At 73.8% G+C, this 22,388-nt stretch carries 20 protein-coding genes and 1 tRNA gene; 5 read left to right on the forward strand and 16 right to left on the reverse strand.

The genetic code is table 11. The features are described from left to right. Window position 1 precedes the first annotated feature (1 nt). The 5 genes from IE106_RS16370 to IE106_RS16390 form a co-directional block, all read right to left on the reverse strand. Window positions 2–1,984 carry a copper resistance protein CopC gene (locus IE106_RS16370; protein ID WP_189534579.1) on the reverse strand — a complete coding sequence of 661 codons (1,983 nt, stop codon included), beginning with the start codon at window positions 1,982–1,984 and terminating at the stop codon, window positions 2–4. A 16-nt stretch (window positions 1,985–2,000) separates the two neighbouring features. Then, the gene (locus tag IE106_RS16375) at window positions 2,001–2,531 is read right to left on the reverse strand and encodes a copper chaperone PCu(A)C (RefSeq protein ID WP_189534581.1); all 531 of its coding nucleotides are present in this window, start codon (window positions 2,529–2,531) and stop codon (window positions 2,001–2,003) included. Then, the gene (locus tag IE106_RS16380) at window positions 2,528–3,226 is read right to left on the reverse strand and encodes an SCO family protein (protein ID WP_189534583.1); all 699 of its coding nucleotides are present in this window, start codon (window positions 3,224–3,226) and stop codon (window positions 2,528–2,530) included. The genes IE106_RS16375 and IE106_RS16380 overlap by 4 nt, the downstream gene beginning before the upstream one ends. Before the next feature lie 50 nt (window positions 3,227–3,276). Next, the gene (locus IE106_RS16385) at window positions 3,277–4,008 is read right to left on the reverse strand and encodes a YcnI family protein (RefSeq protein ID WP_189534584.1); all 732 of its coding nucleotides are present in this window, start codon (window positions 4,006–4,008) and stop codon (window positions 3,277–3,279) included. 257 nt (window positions 4,009–4,265) lie between these two features. Beyond that, window positions 4,266–5,060 carry a hypothetical protein gene (locus tag IE106_RS16390; RefSeq protein WP_189534586.1) on the reverse strand — a complete coding sequence of 265 codons (795 nt, stop codon included), beginning with the start codon at window positions 5,058–5,060 and terminating at the stop codon, window positions 4,266–4,268. Between the two features lie 219 nt (window positions 5,061–5,279). Here IE106_RS16390 and IE106_RS16395 point away from each other — a divergent pair, with 219 nt between their 5' ends. After that, window positions 5,280–5,726: an ATP-binding protein gene (locus tag IE106_RS16395; protein ID WP_189534588.1), complete on the forward strand. Its 447-nt coding sequence runs from the start codon at window positions 5,280–5,282 to the stop codon at window positions 5,724–5,726. Between the two features lie 114 nt (window positions 5,727–5,840). On the opposite strand, the gene IE106_RS16400 is transcribed toward IE106_RS16395, so the two are convergent. Both IE106_RS16400 and IE106_RS16405 read right to left on the reverse strand, forming a co-directional pair. Continuing rightward, window positions 5,841–7,304, reverse strand: coding sequence for an aminopeptidase P family protein (locus IE106_RS16400; protein WP_189534590.1), 1,464 nt, complete (start codon window positions 7,302–7,304; stop codon window positions 5,841–5,843). Between the two features lie 176 nt (window positions 7,305–7,480). After that, entirely contained in the window at window positions 7,481–9,019 is a 1,539-nt protein-coding gene (locus tag IE106_RS16405; protein ID WP_229840493.1) for a PP2C family protein-serine/threonine phosphatase, read from the reverse strand. A 586-nt stretch (window positions 9,020–9,605) separates the two neighbouring features. Here IE106_RS16405 and IE106_RS16410 point away from each other — a divergent pair. Next, complete coding sequence (locus tag IE106_RS16410) at window positions 9,606–10,364, forward strand: bifunctional DNA primase/polymerase (RefSeq protein ID WP_189534592.1); 759 nt, start codon at window positions 9,606–9,608, stop codon at window positions 10,362–10,364. A 235-nt stretch (window positions 10,365–10,599) separates the two neighbouring features. Continuing rightward, window positions 10,600–11,187, forward strand: coding sequence for a hypothetical protein (locus IE106_RS16415; RefSeq protein WP_189534594.1), 588 nt, complete (start codon window positions 10,600–10,602; stop codon window positions 11,185–11,187). Between the two features lie 263 nt (window positions 11,188–11,450). On the opposite strand, the gene IE106_RS16420 is transcribed toward IE106_RS16415, so the two are convergent. From IE106_RS16420 to IE106_RS16430, 3 genes are all read right to left on the reverse strand, one after another. Beyond that, complete coding sequence (locus IE106_RS16420; protein ID WP_189534596.1) at window positions 11,451–12,422, reverse strand: DUF5926 family protein; 972 nt, start codon at window positions 12,420–12,422, stop codon at window positions 11,451–11,453. 70 nt (window positions 12,423–12,492) lie between these two features. Beyond that, window positions 12,493–13,203 (reverse strand): ATP-binding protein, encoded by a 711-nt coding sequence (locus IE106_RS16425; protein ID WP_229840494.1) that lies wholly within the window; start codon window positions 13,201–13,203, stop codon window positions 12,493–12,495. A 47-nt stretch (window positions 13,204–13,250) separates the two neighbouring features. Next, window positions 13,251–14,057: a glycerophosphodiester phosphodiesterase gene (locus tag IE106_RS16430; RefSeq protein ID WP_189534598.1), complete on the reverse strand. Its 807-nt coding sequence runs from the start codon at window positions 14,055–14,057 to the stop codon at window positions 13,251–13,253. Window positions 14,058–14,272: 215 nt separating this feature from the next. Here IE106_RS16430 and IE106_RS16435 point away from each other — a divergent pair, with 215 nt between their 5' ends. Further along, the gene (locus IE106_RS16435; protein ID WP_189534601.1) at window positions 14,273–15,760 is read left to right on the forward strand and encodes a S1C family serine protease; all 1,488 of its coding nucleotides are present in this window, start codon (window positions 14,273–14,275) and stop codon (window positions 15,758–15,760) included. 254 nt (window positions 15,761–16,014) lie between these two features. On the opposite strand, the gene IE106_RS16440 is transcribed toward IE106_RS16435, so the two are convergent. Then, entirely contained in the window at window positions 16,015–17,184 is a 1,170-nt protein-coding gene (locus tag IE106_RS16440) for a hypothetical protein (RefSeq protein ID WP_189534603.1), read from the reverse strand. A gap of 505 nt (window positions 17,185–17,689) precedes the next feature. On the opposite strand from IE106_RS16440, the gene IE106_RS16445 reads away from it, so the two are divergent. Beyond that, a tRNA-Ser gene (locus tag IE106_RS16445) sits at window positions 17,690–17,774 on the forward strand. Window positions 17,775–17,910: 136 nt separating this feature from the next. Here the strand turns inward: IE106_RS16445 and IE106_RS16450 are convergent. The 5 genes from IE106_RS16450 to IE106_RS16470 form a co-directional block, all read right to left on the reverse strand. Next, on the reverse strand, window positions 17,911–19,329 hold the full coding sequence (locus tag IE106_RS16450) for a tyrosine-type recombinase/integrase (protein WP_229840496.1): 1,419 nt from the start codon (window positions 19,327–19,329) through the stop codon (window positions 17,911–17,913). A 47-nt stretch (window positions 19,330–19,376) separates the two neighbouring features. Continuing rightward, a complete protein-coding gene (locus IE106_RS16455; protein ID WP_189534605.1) occupies window positions 19,377–19,568 on the reverse strand; it encodes a helix-turn-helix transcriptional regulator in 192 nt (63 codons plus the stop codon). Between the two features lie 107 nt (window positions 19,569–19,675). Beyond that, complete coding sequence (locus tag IE106_RS16460; RefSeq protein WP_189535064.1) at window positions 19,676–21,070, reverse strand: DNA primase family protein; 1,395 nt, start codon at window positions 21,068–21,070, stop codon at window positions 19,676–19,678. Window positions 21,071–21,075: 5 nt separating this feature from the next. Continuing rightward, window positions 21,076–21,417 (reverse strand): hypothetical protein, encoded by a 342-nt coding sequence (locus IE106_RS16465; RefSeq protein WP_189534606.1) that lies wholly within the window; start codon window positions 21,415–21,417, stop codon window positions 21,076–21,078. After that, window positions 21,414–22,325 carry a bifunctional DNA primase/polymerase gene (locus IE106_RS16470; RefSeq protein ID WP_189534608.1) on the reverse strand — a complete coding sequence of 304 codons (912 nt, stop codon included), beginning with the start codon at window positions 22,323–22,325 and terminating at the stop codon, window positions 21,414–21,416. The genes IE106_RS16465 and IE106_RS16470 overlap by 4 nt, the downstream gene beginning before the upstream one ends. Window positions 22,326–22,388: the final 63 nt, after the last annotated feature.

Below are 22,388 nucleotides of genomic sequence, written 5' to 3' on the forward strand. Positions count from 1 at the left end.
GTCAACCGATCTTCACGTTCTCGTCGATGGTGGTCTGGTCGATGTCGGACGTCCGCACCGTCACCCGGATGCGCCAGTCCCCCGGCATGGGGAGCCGCGCCTCGCGGGCGGTCCACCGGCCCGCGGCGTCCCGGTCGAGCACGACCGGGAGCGGCCCGATCTCCTGCGCGTCGAGCGTGAACGACACCTTCAGCTCGGCCACGTCGCGCGGCCGCCCGTCCGCCCCCTCGACGGCGACCCGGAGCGTGTTGCCCCCGGACCGTCCGGGGTCGAGGTTCAGCCGCACGGTGCCGGTGCCGTTCGGGCCGCCCGTGTCGAACGGCAGGCTGACGTCGACCGGCCGGTCCGGTACGGCGGTCGCGGTGGCGGCCTGCATCCGGTCGGCCTGCTCCTGCGTACGGCCCGGCTCGGTCGTGGTGAGGGCGGTGGTCACCCCGAGGAGCACCACGACGACGGCCGTCTCGGCGAGCACGGAGCGGCGCAGCCCGGCCCGCGCCGGGTCGGCGTCCCGCACCCGCCGCTTGCGGGCGACCGCGACGGCGGCCCGCTGCCGCGCGAGCTGGGCGGCGCGTACCGGATCGGCGACGGCCCCGGGGGCCGCGCCCGCGTCCCCGCGACCCGCGCCGCCGTCCTGCGCCCCGTCCGCGTCCTCGGCCGCCTCCGGGTCCTCCGCGTCCTTCCCGTACGCCGGGCCGCGCGTCGTCTCCGTGAGCTGCCGCGTCCAGCGGCGGGAGACCCAGCCGACGCCCAGCAGGACGGCGACGAGCCCCACCTTCACCAGCAGCAGCCGCCCGTACGCGGTGCCGGTCAGCGCCGTCCACGTACCGACCTGCCGCCACGACTGGTACAGGCCGGTCGCGGCCAGCACCGCCACGGCGCCGAACGCGAGCCGCGAGTACCGCCGGACGGCGGCCCCCTCGATGGACGGCACCCGGTACAGCGCGACGACCAGCGTCGCGAGACCGCCCAGCCAGCCCGCGACGGCGAGCAGGTGCAGCACGTCCAGCGGCATGGCGAGCGCGGGCTGCACCCCGGTCGACGCGTGCTCCGACAGCGCCCACGTCCCGGCGATCCCGGCCGCGACGATCGTCCCGCCGACCGCCAGCCCGTACACCAGGTCCCGCCGGTCCCCCGGCCCCTCCCGCCGTGCGTACGGCCCGAAGAGCACCGCGACGAACAGCGCCGACGCCCCGGCGAGCAGCAGCCGGGAGGTGAGGGCGGCGCCGGTCCCGGTGTCCAGCACCCCCTGCAGCACGCCGAGGTCGAAGGCGTCGCCCAGCCTCCCCGACCCCGTGTACGGCCCGCGCAGCATCAGCAGCGCCAGCGTGGCGGCGGTGAACGCCACCCAGCCGTACGCGACGAGCCGCTGCACCGGCCGCGCGGACGCGCCGCGCGGCCAGCAGGCCAGGACGAACGCGCAACCGCCCACCAGCACGACGAAGCCCGCGTACGACACGTACCGCCCGATGTCGTACAGCCGGCCGACGAGCCCGCCGCCCGGCTCCTGCCGCGGCAGGACGACCTTCGTGGCGGACGGTTTGCCGATGGAGAAGCTGAACGCCCCGGAGATCGGGTGGCTGTCCGCGGAGACGGCCTGCCACGCCACGACGTACGTGCCCTCCGGCAGCCCGTCGCGCAGATCGACGCCGTACCGGACGACCGAGCCGCTGCACAGGTCGCGCAGCTCCCCGGTGTCGGCGCGCCTGCCGCTCGGTTCGAGCACGCGGATGCTGTCGTCGCCGAGGGCGACCTGCTCGGAGAAGGTCAGCGTGACGCGCTGCGGTGCGGTGGCGGCCACCGCCCCGTCCACCGGGTCGCTGCCGGTCAGCGTGGAGTGCGCCGACGCCGTGCCGGACAGCGCGGTGCCGAGCAGCGCCGCGGTGAGCAGCAGCAGTGCCAGCAGCCGGTGCGCCGGGGTCGGTCGGGCCGGCGGCCGGAGCGCCGGGTGCGCGGCGGCTCCGGGGTGGGGGGCGTTGGCCGTCATGGTGGGTCCTCGTCGCTCAGTGCCGCGTGCCGTCGTGCTGCGGCGGCTGCCCGTGGGCGTCGTGTCCGCTGTGCTCGCCGGACCGCTGCGGGTTGTGGGTCCTGGCCTCGACCGGGACCTCGACCTCGATCGGATCGGACTTCTCGAAGTGCAGCTCGATCCTGACCTTGTCGCCCTGCTTCACCGTGCGCTTCAGCTCCATGAACATCAGGTGGCTGCCACCGCGCTCCAGCCTCAGCTCGCCGTGCGCGGGCAGGTCGAAGGACTCGACCTGCCGCATCTTCCGGTCCTTCGTCTCGTGCATCTGCACGTCGTCGGAGAGGTCGCTGGTGACGGACGTGAGCGTGTCCCCGGCGCCGCCGGCGTTGGTGACGGTGAGGAAGCCGCCCGCCATGTCGGCGTTCACCGGCTCCGGGATGAAAGCTCCGCTGACCTCCGGCCGCGGTGCGCCGTCCGCCGGGCCGGCGGACGAGCAGCCGCCCAGCGCCAGGCCCGCGACGAGCGCGAGCGCGGCGGGGAGGGCGGCGGTGGTGGTGCTGCGGATCACGGGTTCTCTCCACGGATGAGCTTCGGCAGGTCCTTGGCGTACTCCTCGACGGTGGTGTTCTCGCCGTAGACGACGTAGCCGCGGTCGTTCTTCGGCGAGAACGCCATCACCTGCGCGCCGTGCATGGAGACGATCTTCCCGTCCGCGTCCTTGGACGGCGGGTCGATGCCGATGCCGAGCTGGCGGGCGCCGGCCTGGATCTTCGGGAACTCGCCGCTGAGGCCGACGAAGCCGGGGTCGCCCGCGGACGGCAGCCACTTGGCGAGCTCGGCGGGGGTGTCGCGCTCGGGGTCGGTGGTGACGAAGACGACCTCCAGCTTGTCGCGGTCGGCCTTGGGCAGCTGCTTCATCGCGTCGGCGAGGTTGCTCATGGTCAACGGGCACACGTCGGGGCAGTGCGTGTAGCCGAAGTAGACGAGGGTCGGCTTGCCCTTGGTGCGCTCGCGCAGGTCGTACGGCTTGCCCGTGGTGTCCGTGAGGACGAGGTCCGGCTTCTCGAACGGCCGGTCCAGGATCGTGCCGGGCTTCCCGGCGTCGGGCGCCACCGACACGTCGGCGACGGGGCTGTTGCCCGTGTCCGAGCCGGTGCTGCACGCGGACAGGACCAGGGCGGACGCGGCGGCGAGCGCCGCGGCGGCCAGCTGGGTGCGCCGGGCCGCCCGACGGGGCCGCGCGGCGTTGAGGACGTTACGCATCACGTGTTCTCTCACATCACTAGGAGGGCGGAGGGTGGGGGCGTCGGGTCTCAGGCGGAGCGGCGGCGGCCGGCCAGGGCGCCGTAGGCGATGCCGGCGGCTCCGACCAGGATGCCGACGACGCCCAGGACGCGGGCGGTGGTGTCGCTCACGTCGGCGGAGGCCGCCTCGGTCTTCGCCCCGCTCCTGTCGGAGGCGTCGGGCGCGCCCGCGGCTCCCGTCCCGCCCTCGCCCTCGGCGGCCGTGAGCTCCAGTACGGGCGCGGGGGAGTCGGGCTCGGCGGCGCCCTCCTTCGCCTCCTCGATCCAGCGCACGACCTCCTTGTTGTCGTACGTCTGGAGGGCCTTGAAGACGAGCCGGTCGACGTCCTCGGGCAGGCGGCCGAGCGACACCGGGAACTGCTGGAACTGGCCGGGTCCGATCTTCGATCCGCTCGCCGTCCAGGTGATCCTGGAGGGGGCTTCGGTGATCTTCTTGCCGTGCAGGTCCAGTGGGGTGGCGAGCTTCGCCTTCTCCACCTTGACGGTCCAGCCGGGGACGGGCTGCGGCATCACGGACGCCAGCGGGTGGCCCTGGTCCAGCGTGACCTCCAGCTTCACGGTGGAGGCGCCGTCCCGTTCGTTGGGCACCTTGAAGTTGACCGTGGCGTAGCCGCCCTTGGCGGCTTGGCCCAGCGGCTGGACGGTCACATGGGCGTGGGCGGCCGGGGAGAGCAGCAGGACGGAGGAGACGGCGGCGGCGCCGGCGAGGGCGAGACGCGCGGACGGACGGGTGACGTTCATGTCGGAACACTCCACAGGGGGCGTGGGGACGCCGCCACGCGCAGGTGGGCGTGTACGGCGCGGCGGCACCGTTCCGGTCGCGGGTGCGCCCCCTCGGACACGTCGTCGGGCCGGGCACGTCGGGTACGCCGAGGGTCGTGAACGTCGAGCACGTCGGAGTACGCCGCGCACGCGGGTGCGTCGCGTCGTCGAGGGCGGGGTGCGCCGGTGTGGGCCGCTTCGGGCGGGGGAGGAGGGACGGGCCCGGCCGGTGGGCTTCAGGCCGCGAGGACGACACGGGCCGGCGGGCCGCGCCTGATCACCGTGTGCTGGAGTGCCCCGGCCACCGGGGCCGGCGGGCGGTCCTCCCCGGCGCGCACCGCCCGCGGCCCCGCCGCGAGCAGCGACCGCACCCCGGCGAGCAGGAGGCGTACGAGGACGAGCGCCGCGCGCAGCGCCCGTACGAGCGTCTCCTCGGCGGCCTCGACGGCGCCCCGTGCCGTGAGCCCGGCCAGCCGGGACAGCCGCAGCAGCGCGAGGTCGCCGCGGCGCAGCAGCCAGCCGGCGGGGAGCGCTGCCAGCAGGTGGGCCAGGACCATCGACAGGCTCGGCAGGACCAGCTGGTCGACGGGGGCGGTGGAGACCGGGGCCGGTCCGACGGCGGCCGCGGCGGCGGCCGGGTCGAGGCCCGCCGTCGTCACGATCCGGTGCGCCTCACCGGGGGTGATCTGCTTCGTGGTCGCCCCGCCACACATCAGCCGGGCGGCGGCCCGGACCAGCGCGTCGCCGGCGGGGCCGCCGGTGCCGGCCGGGGCGGCGTGCTCCTGTCCCACCCCGAAGACCATGTGGAGGGCCAGCTGCCCGCTCGCCAGGGCCGTCGTGATCGACGGCAGCGAGCGCTCGCGTCCGGTGAACGGCAGGGCGAGGACGAGGATCCCGGCGAAGCCGACGCTCAGCGTCCACCAGGGAACGGCCTGGCCCGCGGCGAGGGAGTGCCCCAGCGCGGACAGCACGACGCAGACCGCGGTGAACACCGCGGCCCTGAGCAGCCGTGGACCAAGGGGGACAGACATGGCCGGGCCATCATCCCACCACGCCCCGGCACCCCCCACGGCAGGTCCGGTACGTCGCCTTTGGCGCCGGTATCCCGAAAGACACCCCCTCCCTCATACCCCGGCGTCCGGAGCAGGCGCATCCGCTGATCGAGGGATCGAGGGGCGACACCGCGCTTACACACCGAATACGGGGCAATACGTAATGGGTACGTCGAGCCGCAGCCAGGAGGCTGAAGCATGAGCATCTGGTGGTCTCTCCACTTGCGGCGCGAGGCTGCGAGCGTCCCGCTCGCCCGACGGCTCCTGCTCGGCACCATGGAGACCGCGGGTGTCGACCCGGACACCTCCTATGACCTGTCGCTGGCCCTCGGCGAGGCCTGCGCCAACGCGGTGGAGCACGCCGGGGAGGGGTCCGCCGAGTTCCGGGTGACGGCGTACCTGGACGGTGAGAAGTGCCGTATCGAAGTGGCCGACTCGGGGCCGGGCTTCCCCCGGGAGGTGGCGCGCGTCATCGCCCGCAACTCCCTCTCCCTCGACGCCGAGAGCGGTCGCGGCCTGCGCCTGATCGAGGAGCTCGCCGACCACGTCCACTTCGGGAACCGGGCGGGCCGGGGCGGCGCCATCGTCTCCTTCGACAAGATCGTGAAGTGGCGGGCGGACGCGCCCCTCGCGCTGACGACCTGAACCGGCGGCGCCGTGGTGCGTGTTTCACGTGAAACACGGACCGTTCCACGTGAAACATCCCCCTGCCGGAGCCGGTCCGGCAGGGGGATGCCCCATGGTCCTTCCGCGGTGGCGTCAGCCCTTCAGGCCCGCCATCCACGCCTCGACCTCGTCGGACCGGCGCGGAAGCCCGTCCGACAGGTTCCGGTTGCCGTCCTCGGTCACCAGGATGTCGTCCTCGATCCGCACGCCGATGCCCCGGTACTCCTCCGGCACGGTCAGGTCGTCCGTCTGGAAGTACAGGCCCGGCTCGACCGTCAGGCACATGCCCGGCTCCAGCGTGCCGCCGACGTACGCCTCGGTGCGCGCCGCCGCGCAGTCGTGGACGTCCATGCCGAGCATGTGGCCCGTGCCGTGCAGGGTCCAGCGGCGCTGGAGGCCCAGCTCCAGGACGCGCTCGACCGGACCCTCCAGCAGGCCCCACTCGACGAGCTTCTCGGCGAGGACGCGCTGCGCGGCGTCGTGGAAGTCGCGGAACGCGGCGCCCGGCTTGACCGCCGCGATGCCCGCCTCCTGCGCCTCGTACACGGCGTCGTAGATCTTCCGCTGGAGATCGGTGAACGTGCCGGAGATCGGCAGCGTCCGGGTGACGTCCGCGGTGTACAGCTCGCGGGTCTCGACGCCCGCGTCGAGCAGGAGCAGGTCGCCGGGGCGGACCGGGCCGTCGTTGCGGACCCAGTGGAGGGTGCAGGCGTGCGGGCCGGCGGCACAGATGGAGCCGTAGCCGACGTCGTTGCCCTCGACGCGGGCGCGCAGGAAGAACGTGCCCTCGATGTAGCGCTCGGAGGTCGCCTCGGCCTTGTCGAGGACCTTGACGACGTCCTCGAAGCCGCGCGCCGTGGAGGCGCACGCCTTCTCCAGCTCGGCGATCTCGAAGTCGTCCTTGACCAGCCGCGCCTCGGAGAGGAAGACCCGCAGCTCCTCGTCCCGCTCGGCGGTGACCTTGTCGGTGAGCGCCTTCTCGACGCCCGCGTCGTAGCCGCGCACGACGCGGACCGGGCCGGTGGCCCCGCTCAGCTTGCCGGGCAGCTCGCGCACGTCGCCGGTGGGGATGCCGTACAGGGTGGCGGCCTCGCTCAGCGAGTGGCGGCGGCCCACCCACAGCTCGCCCTGGCCGGACAGCCAGAACTCGCCGTTCTCCCGGTCGGAGCGCGGCAGCAGGTACAGCGTCGCGTCGTGGCCCTCGCCGTCCGCCTTCGGCTCCAGGACCAGGACGCCGTCCTCGGTCTGGTTGCCGGTGAGGTAGGCGTACTCGCTGGCGGCGCGGAAGCTGTACTCCGTGTCGTTCGCGCGCGTCTTCAGGTTGCCCGCGGGGACCACCAGGCGCTCGCCGGGGAAGCGGGCCGACAGGGCGGCGCGGCGCGCGGCCGTGTGGGCGGCCTGGGCGATCGGCTGCAGGTCCCGCAGCTCGGTGTCGGCCCAGCCCGACTTCATGTTCTCGGCGAGTTCGTCGGAGACGCCCGGGTACAGGCCGTTCTTGCGCTGCTTGAGCGGCTCTTCCTCGCTGTCCGGGGTCTCCGGAGTGAGCTCATCGGCCACGGGTCCGCCTCCTTCAGGTACGACACTGAACCCCTGCCCCGGATCGGGAACCCGGGTACGCCCACCATCGTACGGGCGTGCGGAGGAAGGCCCAGGGGCGAGCGCCCGCCCGCCCGCACCCGGCCGAAAGGGGGACGCCCCGCCCCGGGCCGCCGGCGGCCCGGGGCGGGGCCGTCCTAGTCGAAGCGGGCCGCGAGCATCACCACGTCCTCGTCGTCACCCCGCCCGCCCGGGCCCCCGCCCCCCGCGGGCGTGCCGAGCACGAGGCGCAGCACGTGGTCGGCGACCGCCCCCGGATCGGCCCGATCGGCCCTCGGGACGCTCGCCGCCGCCGCGTGCAGCAGGACGGAGGCGCGGTCGACGGGGCCGCCGATGCGGCGCAGCAGGCCGTCCGTATAGAGGAGGACCGTCTCCCCCGGCCGCACGTCGAGGTCCACGCTCGGCGCCTCCCAGCAGGCGAGCATGCCCAGCGGCGCCGACAGGGACGTCTCGACGTACTCGGTGCGCCGGTCCCCGACGACCAGCGGCGGCGCGTGCCCCGCACCGGCGAGGACGATCCTCCGCCGCGCCGGCTCCGCGTACGCGAACAGCGCCGTGGCGGACCTCGCCGGCTCGGTGAGCCGCAGCAGCAGCTCCAGGTCGGACAGCACGGCGACCGGGTCCTCGCCCTCCATCACGGCGTACGCGCGCAGGGAGGCGCGCAGCCGCCCCGTCGCGGCCAGGGCGCTCGGCCCGGTACCGGACACCGACCCCACCGCCAGGCCCAGCGCGCCCTCCGGCAGGGGCAGGGCGTCGTACCAGTGGCCGCCGCCCCGCGCCCCGGTGACGTGCCGCGCGGCCAGCCGGACGCCCGGGACGCGCGGCAGCCGGGTGGGCAGCAGCTCCTCGGTGAGGGTGGCGATCTCGGCGCGCCCGCGTTCCAGCTCCAGGAGCCGGCCCAGGTGCTCGGAGGCGTACCGCCCGTACAGGCCGACGAGGTGGCGGCGGTGCCCGTCGGGCTCGGCCGGCTCGTCGTACAGCCAGACGGCGGCGCCCAGCCGGCCGTCCCCCTCGGTGCTGAGCGGGACGGCGTAGCTGGCGGCGAAGCCGAGGCGGGCGGCGACCTCGCGGTGACGGGGGTCCAGGTGCTCGTCGCCGGGGATGTCGGGGACGGCGACCGCACCGGGTACCGGAACCGCGCCCGGCACAGGGGCCGTTCCCGGCACGGGGGCCGCGCCGGGTGCGGCGGCCGGGAACGCGGTCCCGCCCTCGGCGCCGCGGCCGGGCGGGGCGTGGTGGTCCGCGGGGGACGGCCGGGGGTCGGGGAGGGGACTGCCGGGCAGGCCGTCGAGGATGCACCCGTAGGGGGTGGCGCTGCGGGGGACGGTCTCGATGGCCCCGAGGTCGGCGTGGGCGAGGCCGAGCCCGATGGTGGCGGTGGGGCCCTGCCCGTCGGCCGGTTCGAGGACGGCCATGCCGCGGCGGGCCCCGACGAGGGCGGCACCGGCGCTCAGCAGTTCGCGGAGGGCCTCGTCGAGGGTGCTCGTACGGGCGAGGCGCTCGGTGAGTTCGTGAAGGGTGGTCAGGTCGGAGACCCAGCCCGCCAGCCGGTCCTGGATCAAGGTGCCGGGTTCGGAAGCCGCAGCGGGGATACCCGAAAGAGGCGTCGCAGTGTGAGCAGGGGAAGGAACCGTCGGATCGATTCCGGCCACTTTCGGCGGGTGAGGGGTGCTCATGGCAACCGGCTTTCCGGCTGCTTCTCATCGCTCAATAGCATCGCAAACCCCCATGTCAATCCGCATGTCATGCTGCGCCGCTATCACTGCATCCACATGTACACGTACACGTGAGGGGATGTCCAGCATTGTCCAGCGGGGCGCGTGGTGTCTGTGCGATCCTGAACTTGGCCAAAAAATGGCCCCGATGGGAAGGTTTTGCGGTCGACTGAGCGCGTTCGACAAGGGGCACCACCCGAGGCGACACCCAGCGGACTCGGGGGCTGCGTCATTCCGAGCGGGCGGGGTACGTAATCGGTGGAGGCCAGGGGAAGTTGGGGCAGGCCCGGAACCCCGCGGGAAGCCCGAGCGTCCTCTCCATCGAGGGCGCACCCGCCTCGGCGGTGCGGATAGCGCCCCGCGCGCGCCGCTCCTCGCCACGCGTTCCATCGGACTCAGCTGACGACAGCCCCCCGACGGTGTTGTCCGACCGCTCGGCATCCCGCCGACGGCCCGGGCGGCGGTTCGCCGCCCCGTACGCACAGTGAAGTAACGCACACGTGTTGTGATGTGGACCTCGGCGTTCAACGGAAAGGGACGAGCGCTCATGCGCGAGATCCTCGGAATGCGACGCAGGCTCCGGTTCGGGCGCAGGAAGGCGCCCGCCCTCCTCGACGCGGCGCTGCACTGCGCCACCGAGTGGCACTGGCCCGTACTCCCCGGCGTGGGGCTCAAGGCGACCAAGGCGAGCAAGACGACGAAGACGAGCAAGACGACGAAGGCGACGAAGACGAGCAGGGCGGCCAGGACGAGCGGGGCGGCGGACGACCCCGGCCGAGGGGCCCGCGCCTGCGCCTGCCCCGATCCCGACTGCGTCGTCCCCGGCGCCCACCCCTTCGACCCCGGGCTGCTCGCGGCCACCACCGACCCGCGGATGGTGCGCTGGTGGTGGACGAACCGGCCCGACGCGCCCGTCCTGCTCGCCACGGGCGGCCGCGCCCCGTGCGCGGTGAGCCTCCCGGCCGTCGCGGCGGCACGCGCCCTGGCCGTGCTGGACCGGCGCGGTCTGCGGCTCGGCCCCGTGGTGGCGACACCGACGCGCTGGTCGCTGCTGGTGGCCCCGTACTCCCTGGAACGGCTCGGCGAACTGCTGTACGTGAAGGACTGCGTGCCGAGTTCGCTCCGGTTCCACGGCGAGGGCGGCTACCTGGTGCTGCCGCCCTCGGAGACCGGCACGGGCCGGGTGCGCTGGGAGCGGCCGCCCGCGCCGGGCGCGCCGCGGCTCCCGGACGTGGAGACGGTCCTGGACGCGCTGGTCGAGGCGAGCACGGGCGCCCCGGACGGCGGCAGCCGGCTGCGGTACTGAGGGCCGCGGCGCGAGCGGCCCCGCCCGGGTCCGCTCCCGTCGCGGCACCGGGGCGGGCGCACCGCCTGAGGCTCCGAGGCCGGTGCACCGCCCGGGCGGGTCACTCGTACGAGTGCGAAGCCCCGCCACTTGTACGGGAAACGGGCGCGCGGCCCCGAAGGCGCGCGCCCCGCACCGATAGGGTCCCCCACCGTCAGGCAGCACCGGAAGGCCGTCCAGGCCGGGTGGGACAACCATGAACCTCCGCATGATCGGGCTCGGCGTCGTCGCGGTCGCCTCCACACTGCTGCCGATGGTGGCGCTCGCGGGACCGGCGGACCACCCCGAGGCCCCGGCGCACGCCCTCACCGACGACGGCCGCGTCCCCGGGCCCGGCCCGTCCACCGTCGGCGACGCCGCCCGCACGGCCCCCGCCTCCGACCGGAAATCCGCCCCCGTCGGGCTTCTGGCCGAAACCGACGGCCCCTCGGACACCGGTGCCGCCGGCCTCGTCGCGCGCTGCGGCCCCGCCCTCGTCGCGCCGGACGGGGTCGAGGCGCAGACGTGTGTCCTCGCCGACGGAGCCGGCATGTGGGCGCGGACGTACCACCGCAACACCGGCGGCGCGGAGCTGCGCGTCTCCCTCAGCCTCATGGGGCCGGCCGGCCGTACCGTACGCGCGCACTGCGTCGTACCGGTGGGCGGCGAGCCCGGCACCTGCGAAACCCCACGTGACGGGGGTGCCGGGGGGATCGGAGACCGCACGGCGGTCGCGGAGTTCGCGGCGGGCGACGACCCGGGGAGCCCGCTCCTGCTGAGGGCGGGCAGCAACCACCAGCAGTGACGGGCGGGTTGGCGGCGGGCCCGGGAGGAGCGGTGGAAGATCCGATTCCGCGGAAATGCAAGAACCCGGTCGCTGGCGACGGGGGATGCACCAGCGACCGGGCTTCTAGAACGGTAACAAGAGATCGGCGGTTCGCAAATTCGATCTCTCTTATTCGGACAGCCATTTACCGATCAGTAAGGATTCGGTAAGGATCCGGCCTCGTGCGCGCCAGGACCCACCTTCGGGGCCCGTCGGAGGCCGTACCGCCGTCCGCGGCGGCCTCAGCTGAGGGTGACCTGACGGTTGGTGAGCCCGCCGCGCGCCCGCCGCTCCTCCGCCGTCAGCGGCGCCTCGGAGGCCAGCGCGCCCGCGAGCCGCTCCGCGAACGCGGCGGCCGGCTTCTCGCAGTCCTCCGCCGTCATGGCGCTCGGCAGGTCCCACACCGGGACGACCAGGCCGTGGGCCCGGAACGACCCGACCAGGCGCGTGCCCTCGCCGAGCGACGACGTCCCGGCGGCGTGCAGCCGGGCGAGCGCGTCGAGCAGCTTCTCCTCCGGGTGCGGCATGACCCAGCGCAGGTGGTTCTTCTCCGGCGTCTCGCACCAGTACGCGGCCTCCACGCCCGGCAGCTTCACCGTCGGGATGGCGGCGGCGTTGGCCCGCTCCAGGGACGCGGCGACCTCGGGCGACGGGCCCTCCGCGGACTCCGGCACCCAGAACTCGAAGCCCGTGTGGACGACCGGCTCGAAGCCCGCCTCCGGGTCGAGGAGGTCCTGGAGCCGCGGCCCCTCCACCGGCACCCGGCGCGCGGCGACCGGCGTGCCCGGCTCGGCCTCCAGCGCGCGCTGGAGGGTGTCCGCCAGGTCGCGGCTCAGGTCGCCGGAGGACGTGTCGTTCTGCAGCGCCAGCAGCACCGAGCCGTCGTCGCGGCGCAGCGCGGGCCACGCCATCGGCAGGACGGTCGCGAGCGTGACGGACGGCACGCCCTCGGGCAGCCCGCCCTTCGGGTGCAGCGGCACCGTCGCCGCCGGCACCAGTTCGCGCAGCGCGACCCAGTCGCACTCGCCGGCCAGGCCCTCGAACGGGCGCTGGACGAGTTCGGTCACCGCGTGCGCGGCGGCCCGGCCGTGGCAGGCCTTGTAGCGGCGGCCCGAACCGCACGGGCAGGGCTCACGGGCGCCGACGACCGGCACTTCCCCGTTCGTCACCTGCGGTGCGCCGGCGGCCTTCTTCTGGGGGCGCTTCTTGGCCATGCGTGGGTCTCCCGTTGGAACGCGGTCCTCTGTCGGCCGCGAGCCTAGCCGTACGGGAGGGCGGCGGGCGTCAGTCCACGTCCTCGTACGCGTCGAGGAATCCCGGATCGCCCATCAGCGGTGCCGCGCCGGCGCCCGGCCGGGAGCCCGCCCCGGCCACCCGCGCGTGGCGTGCGCCGTTCACGCGGGGGAGGGACGGGCCGGCCGGGTCGTCGCGCCGGCCGGTGACGCGGGCCGTGCCGCCCTCGTGGCACGGCGGCGCCCCCGCGACGAGGACCCACACCGTGACCTCGCCGGACGTGCTGTCGCGCACCCCCCAGTCCTGGGCGAGCGTGCTGATGATGTTGAGCCCCCGACCGCCGCGCGCGGTGACCGAGGGCGTGGACGGAACCGGTCGGGTGGGACCCCCGCCGTCCGTCACCTCGACGGTCAGGGCGCCGTGGGCGTCGACCCGCCAGGCCGCCCGGACGGCGCCCTCGCCGATCTCTGCGGCGTCCAGCGGCCTGCCGTGCCGGCAGGAGTTGCTGAGCAGTTCGGAAAGGATCAGTACGGCGTCGTCGACGACCGGATCCGGGACACCGCCGCGTCGCAGCTGCTCCCGCATGCGGCGCCTCGCCGTGCCCACGCCCGCAGGGCCGTGGGGTACGGCCATGCTCGACGACGTCGGCACCTCCTGTGCCACCACCAACGCCACCCCCGAGACCTCCTTCGCCCCACGCCACGGAGTGGATGCCCTCCTGGCCTGGGCCGGAAACCGGCCAGTCCACATACAGTGACGCATTCGACACGGGCCGCCACGGAGTGAACGCGCCGGAGCACTCCCCGTGACTACCGGGGTGTACGGCCCAACTGGGACAGGACCTGTTTGGGGCGGTTCGTGATGATGGCGTCCACTCCGAGGCGGACGCAGAGATCGACGTCCTCGGGCGCGTCGACCGTCCACACGTGGACCTGGAGACCGGCCTCGTGGAGGCGCTCGACGTACGCGGGGTGGTTCCGGATGATCCGGATCGAGGGCCCGGCGATCCGGGCGCCGGCCGGGAGACGGCCCTCGCGCAGCCGGGGCGCGACGAACTGCGTGAGGTAGACGGTCGGGACGGTGGGCACGGCCGCCGCGGCCCGCTGCAGCGACCGGGGCGAGAAGCTCATGATCCGCACGGCCGACTCGGCGGGCGTCGGCGGGTCCGCGAGGCCGAACCGGCGCAGCAGCCGGACCAGCCGCTCCTCCACCTGGCCCGCCCAGCGGGTGGGGTGCTTCGTCTCGACGGCGAGCTCGACGCGGCGGCCCGCGTCGGCGACGAGCTCCAGCAGCCGCTCCAGGGTGAGGACCGAGGTGTACTCCCGGTCGCTCCAGTCCGGGCTCTCGTGGCTGTCCTTCCAGGACCCGAAGTCCAGGGCGGCCAGGTCGGCCAGCTCCAGCGTCGAGACGGCGCCGCGCCCGTTGGAGGTGCGGTTCACCCGGCGGCCGTGCACGCAGACCAGATGGCCGTCCGCGGTGAGCCGTACGTCGCACTCCAGGGCGTCCGCCCCGTCCTCGATCGCCTTCACGTACGCGGCGAGGGTGTGCTCGGGCGCGTCCTCGGAGGCACCCCGGTGGGCGACGACTTGGATGGTGTGCTGGCGTGCGTGGGTCACCGCGTCATGGTGCCACCGTTCGCCCGGTGGGCGGAGCCCGGCCGGTGCACTTCGGCCGCGTCGAGGCGTGTCCTGATTGTCGGAGATAAAGAAGGAGTGGCGGACGCACAGGTCCCGCTTACAGTGGCCTGACGAGCGGTAGGAAAAGCTGGGTGCGCAGACTGCACGGCGGACTCGCGCCGATACGACGACGTGGATACCGAGGAGAACGAACTGTGAGCACCGAGAACGAGGGCACCGCGGTTCCGTCCGCCCCCGACGCCCCGTCCGCGTCCGCTCCGGAGGGCGTCCCGGCGGAGCCCACGGCGTCCACGCCCCCTGCCGGACCCGCGGGGCGGACGCCGCAGGAGGCACCGCACGGGACGGGGGAGCAGGACCACGCCGCGCCGGCGCCCGCCCCGGCCCCGGCACCCGGGGCCGTCCACCCCGTGGCGCCCCCGCCCCCGGCCGCGCCGCCCGCCTACCCGCCGTACGGGGCGCCGGGCGGCGCCCACGCCACCCAGGCGTACGCCCACGGCCCGGCGGGCGGCGGCCCCGGTGACCCGTGGGGCGTGCACCCGGCGGCGCCCGCGCCGACGCCGCGCAGGCGCTCCGGCGGGCTCGTCGCGGCGGTGCTGGTCGCGGCCCTCGCGGCCGGAGGCGTCGGCGGCGGCATCGGGTACTGGGCGGCGGAGCGCAACGACGGCGCGACCACCTCGACGACGGTCTCCGTCGGCGACACGCCCGCCGACTTCAAGCGCGACCCCGGCACGGTCGCGGCGGTCGCCTCCAAGGCCCTGCCGAGCGTCGTCACGATCGAGGCGAAGTCCGGCGGCTCGGACGGCGAGGGCGGCACGGGCACGGGCTTCGTGTACGACAAGGAAGGCCACATCCTCACCAACAACCACGTGGTGGCGTCGGCGGCCGAGAACGGCACGGTCACGGCGACCTTCTCGGACGGCAGGAAGTTCGACGCCGAGGTGGTCGGCCGGGCCCAGGGCTACGACGTGGCCGTGCTGAAGCTCCGCAACGCCCCCTCGGGCCTGACGCCCCTGCCGCTGGGCGACTCCGACAAGGTGCTCGTGGGCGACTCGACGATCGCGATCGGCGCCCCGTTCGGCCTGTCCAACACGGTGACGACCGGCATCATCAGCGCGAAGAACCGCCCGGTCGCGTCCAGCGACGGCTCGGGCGGCAAGAACTCGTACATGAGCGCCCTCCAGACGGACGCGTCGATCAACCCCGGCAACTCCGGTGGCCCCCTCCTCGACGGCCGCGGCGCGGTGATCGGCATCAACTCCGCCATCCAGTCCCCCGGTTCGGGCGGCCTCGGCCAGTCCCAGGCGGGGTCGGTGGGCCTCGGCTTCGCGATCCCGGTCAACCAGGCGAAGAACGTCGCCGAGCAGCTCATCAAGACGGGCGAGCCGGTCTACCCGATGATCGGCGCGACGGTGAACATGTCGGAGGAGGGCGAGGGCGCCACGATCGTCGAGGAGGGCACGGGCGGCACGCCGACCATCACCCCGAACGGCCCCGCGGCCAAGGCCGGCCTGCGCCCGGGCGACGTGATCACCCGCTTCGGCGACCGCATCATCGACAGCGGTCCGACGCTGATCAGCGAGATCTGGACCCACCAGCCCGGCGACACGGTCACCCTGACGTACAAGCGCGGCACCCAGGAGAAGCAGGTCCAGGTCACCCTCGGCGAGCGCAAGGGCGACTGACCCCCGCTCCGGCCCCCTCCGCCCCGCGGTCCACCGCCGGCGGAGGGGGCCCTTCGCGTGCGCGGGCGGAGAGGGGCTCTCCGCGGGGCGGGGGAAGGGGCGTCGCCCGCGGCGGTGGCGGGGGCCGCGGACCGGCCCGCGGCCCCCGCCACCGCCGCGGGCGCACCGGGCCGGCCCGGACGGGGGCCGGTCGGGCTGGGTCCGGCCGGACAGGGGCCGGTCGGGCGGGGGCGCGGGGCCCGGCCCTCCGCGGATCAGGAGCGCGCGCGGGCGGCCGGATCATTCAGGCAGAGCGCGATGTTCCGGACCGCGGCGGTGAGTTCCTCGATCACCCGGGCCGCCTGCTCCGCGTTGTGGAAGGCCGGGCGCTCGGCGAGGGTCAGGCCCAGTTCCTCCGCCGCCCGGAGGGCCATCCCGGCCCCCTCGACGGGGTGCGGCGGTGCGGTGGCGGGCGCCTCGGCCGCGGGGGCGGGCCCCGGCGTGGCGGGCCGGACCGGGACGACCGGGTCCGCGACGGGCGCACCGGGCGCGCCGGAGGCCGTGGGGGCCGTGGGAGCCGTGGGGGCCGCCGGGGCCGGCTGGTGCGCCGGCTCGGGAGCGGCCGGGGACGGCGGGCCGGCGGGGGCCGCACCGGTCGGCTGGACGTGCGGGGTCAGGTCCGGCGCGTTGCGCGTGCGGGGCAGCACGAAGTGCTCGAAGCCCGGGAACGCCAGGGTGGCGGAGTGCGTGGAGGAACGCGGGTGGTACTCGGTCTGCCACTGCATGCGGTAGCAGTCGACCTGGTCGGCGCAGGCGGTGCGGGCGTGGAAGACGGCCGTGTCCTCCCCCAGGTCCGGGTACCAGAGGTTCGGGCCCGGGAAGCGCACGGTCCGCATCCGCGGCCCGATCGGCTCGGCGCACCCCATGCAGCAGCCCTCCGGCACCATGAGCGGGATGCCGCCGTTCTGCTCCGGCCAGCGGGGGCCGCCCTCCCAGCGGTACTCCCCGTGGCGGCAGGGCGGCAGTTCGCCGCAGGCGCGGCAGACGGCGTAGTGCTCGGGGAGGACCTGCCAGTCGTGGCTGGCGGGGGCGCACCAGTGCTTCGGCGTGGACCGGGGCAGGTTCTCGTTGCGCAGGACCAGGACCACCGGGCGCTTGTAGAACTCGGCCCGCTCGGGAGCCGGTTTGACCGCCTGGTTGTTGGCCCGCCGCAGTTCGTTGGCGTGCCACCACAGCTCCACGTGGTCGCGCCACGCCTTCTCGTAGGAGTCCGGCCACCGGTCGCCCGTATAGCCGTTGATCTCCAGGATCCGCCACGCCTGACGGTCGAGTACCACGATGGAGCCGGCCCGCAGTCGCATGTGCGTTCCGTTGTCCCCCTCGTCCGGCCAGTCGTGCCGGCCGATACGGGTGGGCTGGTCTGGGAGCCACCTGCGAACCTGCATGTCATGCTCCTCGGCAACGAAACTTCGTAGTTTCAACTGGGGCAGTTAGCAACATTCTGAACAATCGGGACGTTTACCCCGGCGTAGACACGCGCACGCTGCCGGCCGAAGACAACCGCAGACGCCCTCCGTGCAACCGCTTCCTTTCGGAAACGCCTTTGCCACAGGGCCTTTTCGTCCCTCGGGCCGTCACCGGTCCCGGCTTCCCCCGGCTCCCGGGGCGGCAGGGCCGTACCCTGACGTCCGGACTCGACACTCACCCGTACGCGTGATGTTACTTCGTGTGCCGCCACCCCGTACGTGTGCATCGCCCCGTGTGCCCGCCCCGCAACGCCCCACGACGGCACCTCCACGGCCCGGGGACGTGGTACCGGGTCGGCCGCCGGGAGCCGTGGCGCCGCACGTCGCCGGCGGATCCCCGTGAACGGCCTGCGGGCCACCACCCCACGGCGCGGCCGGGGGCCGGTAGTCTGTACCCGCTCCGCCCCGGGCGGGCCGGAGCGCGGGTGGGTTGCCCGAGCGGCCTAAGGGAACGGTCTTGAAAACCGTCGTGGCGCGAGTCACCGTGGGTTCAAATCCCACACCCACCGCTTGCAGGTCACGAAAGACCAGGTGAGAAGGGGCGCCCATCAGATCGGGCGCCCCTTTCCCGTTCACCCTGTCTCACCTCGTTCCGGACCTATCCCGCTGGTGACCAGCGTGTGTGGCCAAGCTGCGGCCAACCCGTCACGGCTCGGCGGGCGCTTCCGACGCGGCGAGGGCGTTGTCGATGAGCTGGTTGGATGCCTGCTGCTGGCCCCGAAGGATCTTCGCGTAGAACTTCCACAGCACGGCCGGGCTGTGACCGGCCCGACGGGCGACCTCCACGGGGTCCACCCCAGCCTTGATCCACAGAGATACGCCGGCGTGCCTGAGTGAGTAGGGCTTCTCAGCGAGGGGCGTGTCGACCTCCTCCGGGGCGAGGGCCTTCCCCCGGGCCTCCTGCCAGACCTCCGTGTACTCGGTCGACCGCACCCGCCCGCCCTGTACGGCCCGGAACAGGCGCCCGTCCGGCGCCGTGCCGAACTGCTCCACATGGGCGCGCAGGATGCCCACGAGAACCGGCGGGATGGGAACCGGGCGCGTCGCACGCCGGGCCCGCCGCTTCAGGCCCCGCTCCTCGTAGGACTTCCCGTCGTCCGTCCAACCCGCGCCGACCTCCGGACGGCTGCTCCGAAGGACCAGCTCCCCCCAGCCCGCGGCCGACAGCTTGCAGTGCCTCTTCATCAGCGCCGCCACCTCCGACGGCCGCATGGCGGCGTAGTACATGCAGGCGAAGAAGGCGTGCAGGTGTTCCCCACGAGTGCCTTGCGCGCGGACCGCGTCCAGCAACCGGCGCGCCTGGTCCGGCCCGGGGACGAACTCGAAGTCCACTTCGTCGTCCGTCGCCGGAGGATCCCAGTCGACGCTCGGGAGGGGATTCGCCGGCAACAGGCCGCGTTCGACGGCGTAGCGCAGGGCGTTGCTCAGCACCGTGCGCTTGCGCCGGAACGTGTTGTCGGCGGCGGGGCGCCCGTCCAGCTTCCGCGACAGAGCGGTGAGAGCTAGACGGAGCCGCGCGGAGTCGGCCACGTCCGTAACCTTGATGGAGTACTTGGCGACCCACTCCAGCGCCTCCACCACGTCGGCCGGCGGCGCCTCCGCATCCTTACGGGCCTTGTACTCGCCGTCATCCGTCCGGACCACCTGAAAGGCCCACGAGCGAAGCGCCAGCCGCAGCACCTCGGGGTCCGGTTTGCTGGTGGAGGAGGAGACGAGCACCGGAGTGATGTTGGCCAGCGCTTCAGCGATCCCCACCCGGTGCTTCGCCGCGGCCTTCGGCCACTTCATCAGCGCGTACTCACACGCGTGCTGATACCAGGTGGGGCTGTTCATCAGCCGCAGCTCCGAGACGGGAAGCCCGGTTTCGGTGTCGAACTGCTCGCCGTCGCGCACCGCGCCCATGAGCTGGGAGCGACGCCCATCGGCCAGGGGCTTGGTGAGGAACGGCTGCTGGTGCCGTACGCCACCGACCACCCATCGGAGCTGGAACGGGGCCTTCTTGCTGTTGCGGCTGCGGATGCCCCAGATCCGCACGTCGTACGTGAGCAGTGTTGTCTCCTTCATGACGACGGGGGGCCACCGGAAGGCGACCCCCCGTCAGGCTGGACGGGTCAGGCGGTCTGGGTGGTCTCGTACCGAGCGATCCATGCGTCCAGGTCGCTGCGGCGGCACCGGAGCTGGCCGTTCGGGAGCTTGATGAGCTTGGGAGCCTTGCCGTGGGCGCGCAGGCGGTAGAAGGCGGCGCGGCTCATGCCGATCTCTTCGAGGACTTCGGGGAGCTTGAGCATTTTGGCGCTGGCCATGGCACTCCTGAGGTGGCGCTGGCGGGTGGCTGCACATTGCTGTGAGTCGTGACTCATCGCGACTCAGAGGCCGCTGTGGGGGCTTGAGTCGCGATGAGTCGCGTCTCTTACGAATGTGGGTCGGACAGGTTGAGGGTGATGCCTGTGTAGGTGGCGACCTGTCGGCCGTAGGCGTCGCGGGGGCGGGTGCGGCGGAGCTGGGGGACGACGGAGAGGAGGTTGCGGCCGAAGACCTGTTTGGTGCCGATGGCGCGCACGCCGTTGTCCTCGGCCCACTCCCGCCACGCGGCCCACAGGGTGTCCACCGGGACTTCGCGGGTGGGTCCGGTGGTGCAGCGCTCGCGGATGAACGCGCTGGTGGGGGAGGCGGTGTCCTGCATGGTGAGGACCGCTTCACGGCTGGAGGTGGGTTCGGTGATCCGGCCGGTGACCTCCAGGCGGGCGAGTCCGTCCAGGGCCCAGTTGATGATGCCGGGCATCTCCGCGAGGAGTTTGTCGAGCAGGGCGGGGTCTTCCTTGCCGAGCCACGAGACGGTCATGTTCAGCACGATGAACCGGCGGGCGATGACGCCGGAGGAGTCCCCGAAGTTCGGCAACTCGTTGCTGAGGATCATCAACCGGGTGGGCAGCTTGCCCGTCCAGGGCTCGCGGTACTTGCGGTCGATGTCGATGGTGTCCTCACCCGAGATGGTCAGCAGCCGCTCGACGACCTGTCCGCCGCCGTCCTTGCTGGACAGACGCGCGTCAGCGATGACGGCGAGCGGCTTGCCGATCAGCGTGGACAGCCCGAAGTTCGTGCCCAGCCCGGCCAGGGTGGGGCCGGCCAGGTTCTCCTTGCCGACCAGCGCCTTGAGCACGCGGGCGATGGTGCCCTTCCCCGAGCGGGAGGGCCCGGCCATGAGCAGGATCTTTTGCTGGTCGGTCCGGCCGGACAGGACGTAGCCGAACCACTCCTGCAACGCGGCGATGGCTTCCGGATCGTCCGGCCACACCTGGTTGAGGAAGGTCTCCCAGGTGGGGGCGGTGGCGCCGGGGTCGTAGGCGTAGGGGACGGAGACGAGGTTGAAGAACCCGGGCCCGTGCGGCAGCAGCTCGCGGTCCCGGATCCGCAGCAGCCCGTTCTCGCACGCGACGATCGGGCTGGCGTCGTGCCGGCCGCGTTCGTGGTCAATCCACGCCGGGGCGTCCACGTCCGACGGCAGCAGCGTGATCGCCCCCAGCGCGTCGAGCAGGTTGCTGATCTTCGTCTTCGTCGGTGCCCATTCCCGCGCCTCCACCCCGCCGTCCTTGCCCTCACCCGCGGTGAAGGTGGCGTGCTCCAGACGCTTGTACAGACCGGCACGCATCTGCTGCTCGTCCAGCTCGCGCCAGCACGTGCCGTTCCACCACATCCACGACCCGCGCCAGCGCCGCAACCGCAGGTGCCCGTCCTGGGTGGTCCAGTCGGGGACGAGGCGCCGGGCGACGGCGAGCGGGTTGGACGGGGCGGGCATCTCCTCCATGCCGGTCACGCGGCCACCCTCCCCTCGGCCTGGAGGAGGCAGGCGGCGCGGTGAGCGGTGTGGGCCGCGGCCAACGCGACCACCGCGTGCTCGCCGCGGGCGGTCTCGTACCGGCCGCAGGCACAGAACGAGACGGCCGACGGATCACCGCCCCGCCATGTGGGGGCCGTGATGTGGAGCATGCCGACGACGCGGGGCCCGGTGGACGGGCGCGGGCCAGAGTTGAAGAGGACGCCTTCGGCGGCGACTTTCGGCGCACCACTGCCGCCGCGGGCGGGGGCCGGTTTGGCGGGGTGCGGGTCGGCCGGGGTGCGGGTGAGGCTCTTAGAGGGTGGGGGGTTGGTCATGCCGCCCTGCCCCGGGACGGGTTGTGGGCGATAGACCAGTCCAGGCCGCGCCGGATCACGTCGTCGTAGTAGCGCTGCGACTGCGTGGCGTTCCCGGCCGCCGCCCCACTAAGAGCCTGCTCAACCTGAACGCGGGTCAGGTCGCCCGACGCGACGAGGCGCCCCAGGGCGCGGGCGGCCCGCAGGAGGGTGGCGTTGCGGGTGCCGTCGGCAGCGGTGGCCACGTTCCGGGCCTCGTTGACGAGAGCTACATCCGCATATCGACGGGATCGCCCCGCTACGGGCCCTGTGGTTGGCTGTGCGGGCTTGGGGGCCGGGCGCAGGATGCTTTGCAGCCATCCGGGCACCGGGGCCGCCACAGGGGCGCACAGAGCCTCGTACCGTCCGGCGGGGGTGATGCTGCCCGCGGCGACGACGTATCCGCCCCGTGCGCGGGTGTCGATCAGTGGGGCGAGGGTCCCGGCGGTGTTGCCCAGCCGCACCCCGGTGGGGGCGGTGAAGTACAGGTGCTCACCACCACTGGGAGTCCGCACCCGGTGGGTGGCCGGGACGGTCTGCCCGGCGCGCTCGCAGAGCGCTGCGAAAGTCGCCGCGCCGCCAGGCGCGTCCCCATTGCCCTTGGGCACGTCCAGGTCGACGACGACCAGCCCGGACGGGCCGGTGGCCAGCCCGATGTTGAACGCCCCGGCCGACCAGGCGGCGCGGATGCGGTCGGGGTCGGTGGTGGCGCGCTGCTCCCACTTCACGTGCCCGCCCGCGCAGGCGCCGGTGCCGGGGCAGGCAGTCTCGCCGTGGAGGGCGGGGCGCTTGCTGCCGGGGCGGAGGGGGAAGACGTGCCAGCCGCGGGCGGCGGCGTCCAGGGCGGCGTTCAGCAGCGACGCTCGACGAGCGTCGGCGTGTTGAGTCATGCTGGAAGACCTCCGTAGGTCTGTAGCGGACTGGGAGATGAGGGCGGCCCGATTCATTGGCGT

Origin of the sequence: Streptomyces roseolilacinus (assembly GCF_014649335.1) — a bacterium.
Taxonomy (GTDB): Bacteria; Actinomycetota; Actinomycetes; order Streptomycetales; family Streptomycetaceae; genus Streptomyces; species Streptomyces roseolilacinus.

What these genes read in the sequence shown, in the direction of transcription:
- IE106_RS16370 (WP_189534579.1), bottom strand. Translation starts at nt 1,984, where the DNA reads ATGACGGCCAACGCCCCCCACCCCGGAGCCGCCGCGCACCCGGCGCTC.
- IE106_RS16390 (WP_189534586.1), bottom strand. Translation starts at nt 5,060, where the DNA reads ATGTCTGTCCCCCTTGGTCCACGGCTGCTCAGGGCCGCGGTGTTCACC.
- IE106_RS16420 (WP_189534596.1), bottom strand. Translation starts at nt 12,422, where the DNA reads ATGGCCAAGAAGCGCCCCCAGAAGAAGGCCGCCGGCGCACCGCAGGTG.
- IE106_RS16380 (WP_189534583.1), bottom strand. Translation starts at nt 3,226, where the DNA reads ATGCGTAACGTCCTCAACGCCGCGCGGCCCCGTCGGGCGGCCCGGCGC.
- IE106_RS16440 (WP_189534603.1), bottom strand. Translation starts at nt 17,184, where the DNA reads ATGCAGGTTCGCAGGTGGCTCCCAGACCAGCCCACCCGTATCGGCCGG.
- IE106_RS16465 (WP_189534606.1), bottom strand. Translation starts at nt 21,417, where the DNA reads ATGACCAACCCCCCACCCTCTAAGAGCCTCACCCGCACCCCGGCCGAC.
- IE106_RS16405 (WP_229840493.1), bottom strand. Translation starts at nt 9,019, where the DNA reads ATGAGCACCCCTCACCCGCCGAAAGTGGCCGGAATCGATCCGACGGTT.
- IE106_RS16395 (WP_189534588.1), top strand. Translation starts at nt 5,280, where the DNA reads ATGAGCATCTGGTGGTCTCTCCACTTGCGGCGCGAGGCTGCGAGCGTC.
- IE106_RS16470 (WP_189534608.1), bottom strand. Translation starts at nt 22,325, where the DNA reads ATGACTCAACACGCCGACGCTCGTCGAGCGTCGCTGCTGAACGCCGCC.
- IE106_RS16455 (WP_189534605.1), bottom strand. Translation starts at nt 19,568, where the DNA reads ATGGCCAGCGCCAAAATGCTCAAGCTCCCCGAAGTCCTCGAAGAGATC.
- IE106_RS16385 (WP_189534584.1), bottom strand. Translation starts at nt 4,008, where the DNA reads ATGAACGTCACCCGTCCGTCCGCGCGTCTCGCCCTCGCCGGCGCCGCC.
- IE106_RS16415 (WP_189534594.1), top strand. Translation starts at nt 10,600, where the DNA reads ATGAACCTCCGCATGATCGGGCTCGGCGTCGTCGCGGTCGCCTCCACA.
- IE106_RS16410 (WP_189534592.1), top strand. Translation starts at nt 9,606, where the DNA reads ATGCGCGAGATCCTCGGAATGCGACGCAGGCTCCGGTTCGGGCGCAGG.
- IE106_RS16460 (WP_189535064.1), bottom strand. Translation starts at nt 21,070, where the DNA reads ATGGAGGAGATGCCCGCCCCGTCCAACCCGCTCGCCGTCGCCCGGCGC.
- IE106_RS16425 (WP_229840494.1), bottom strand. Translation starts at nt 13,203, where the DNA reads ATGCGTCACTGTATGTGGACTGGCCGGTTTCCGGCCCAGGCCAGGAGG.
- IE106_RS16450 (WP_229840496.1), bottom strand. Translation starts at nt 19,329, where the DNA reads ATGAAGGAGACAACACTGCTCACGTACGACGTGCGGATCTGGGGCATC.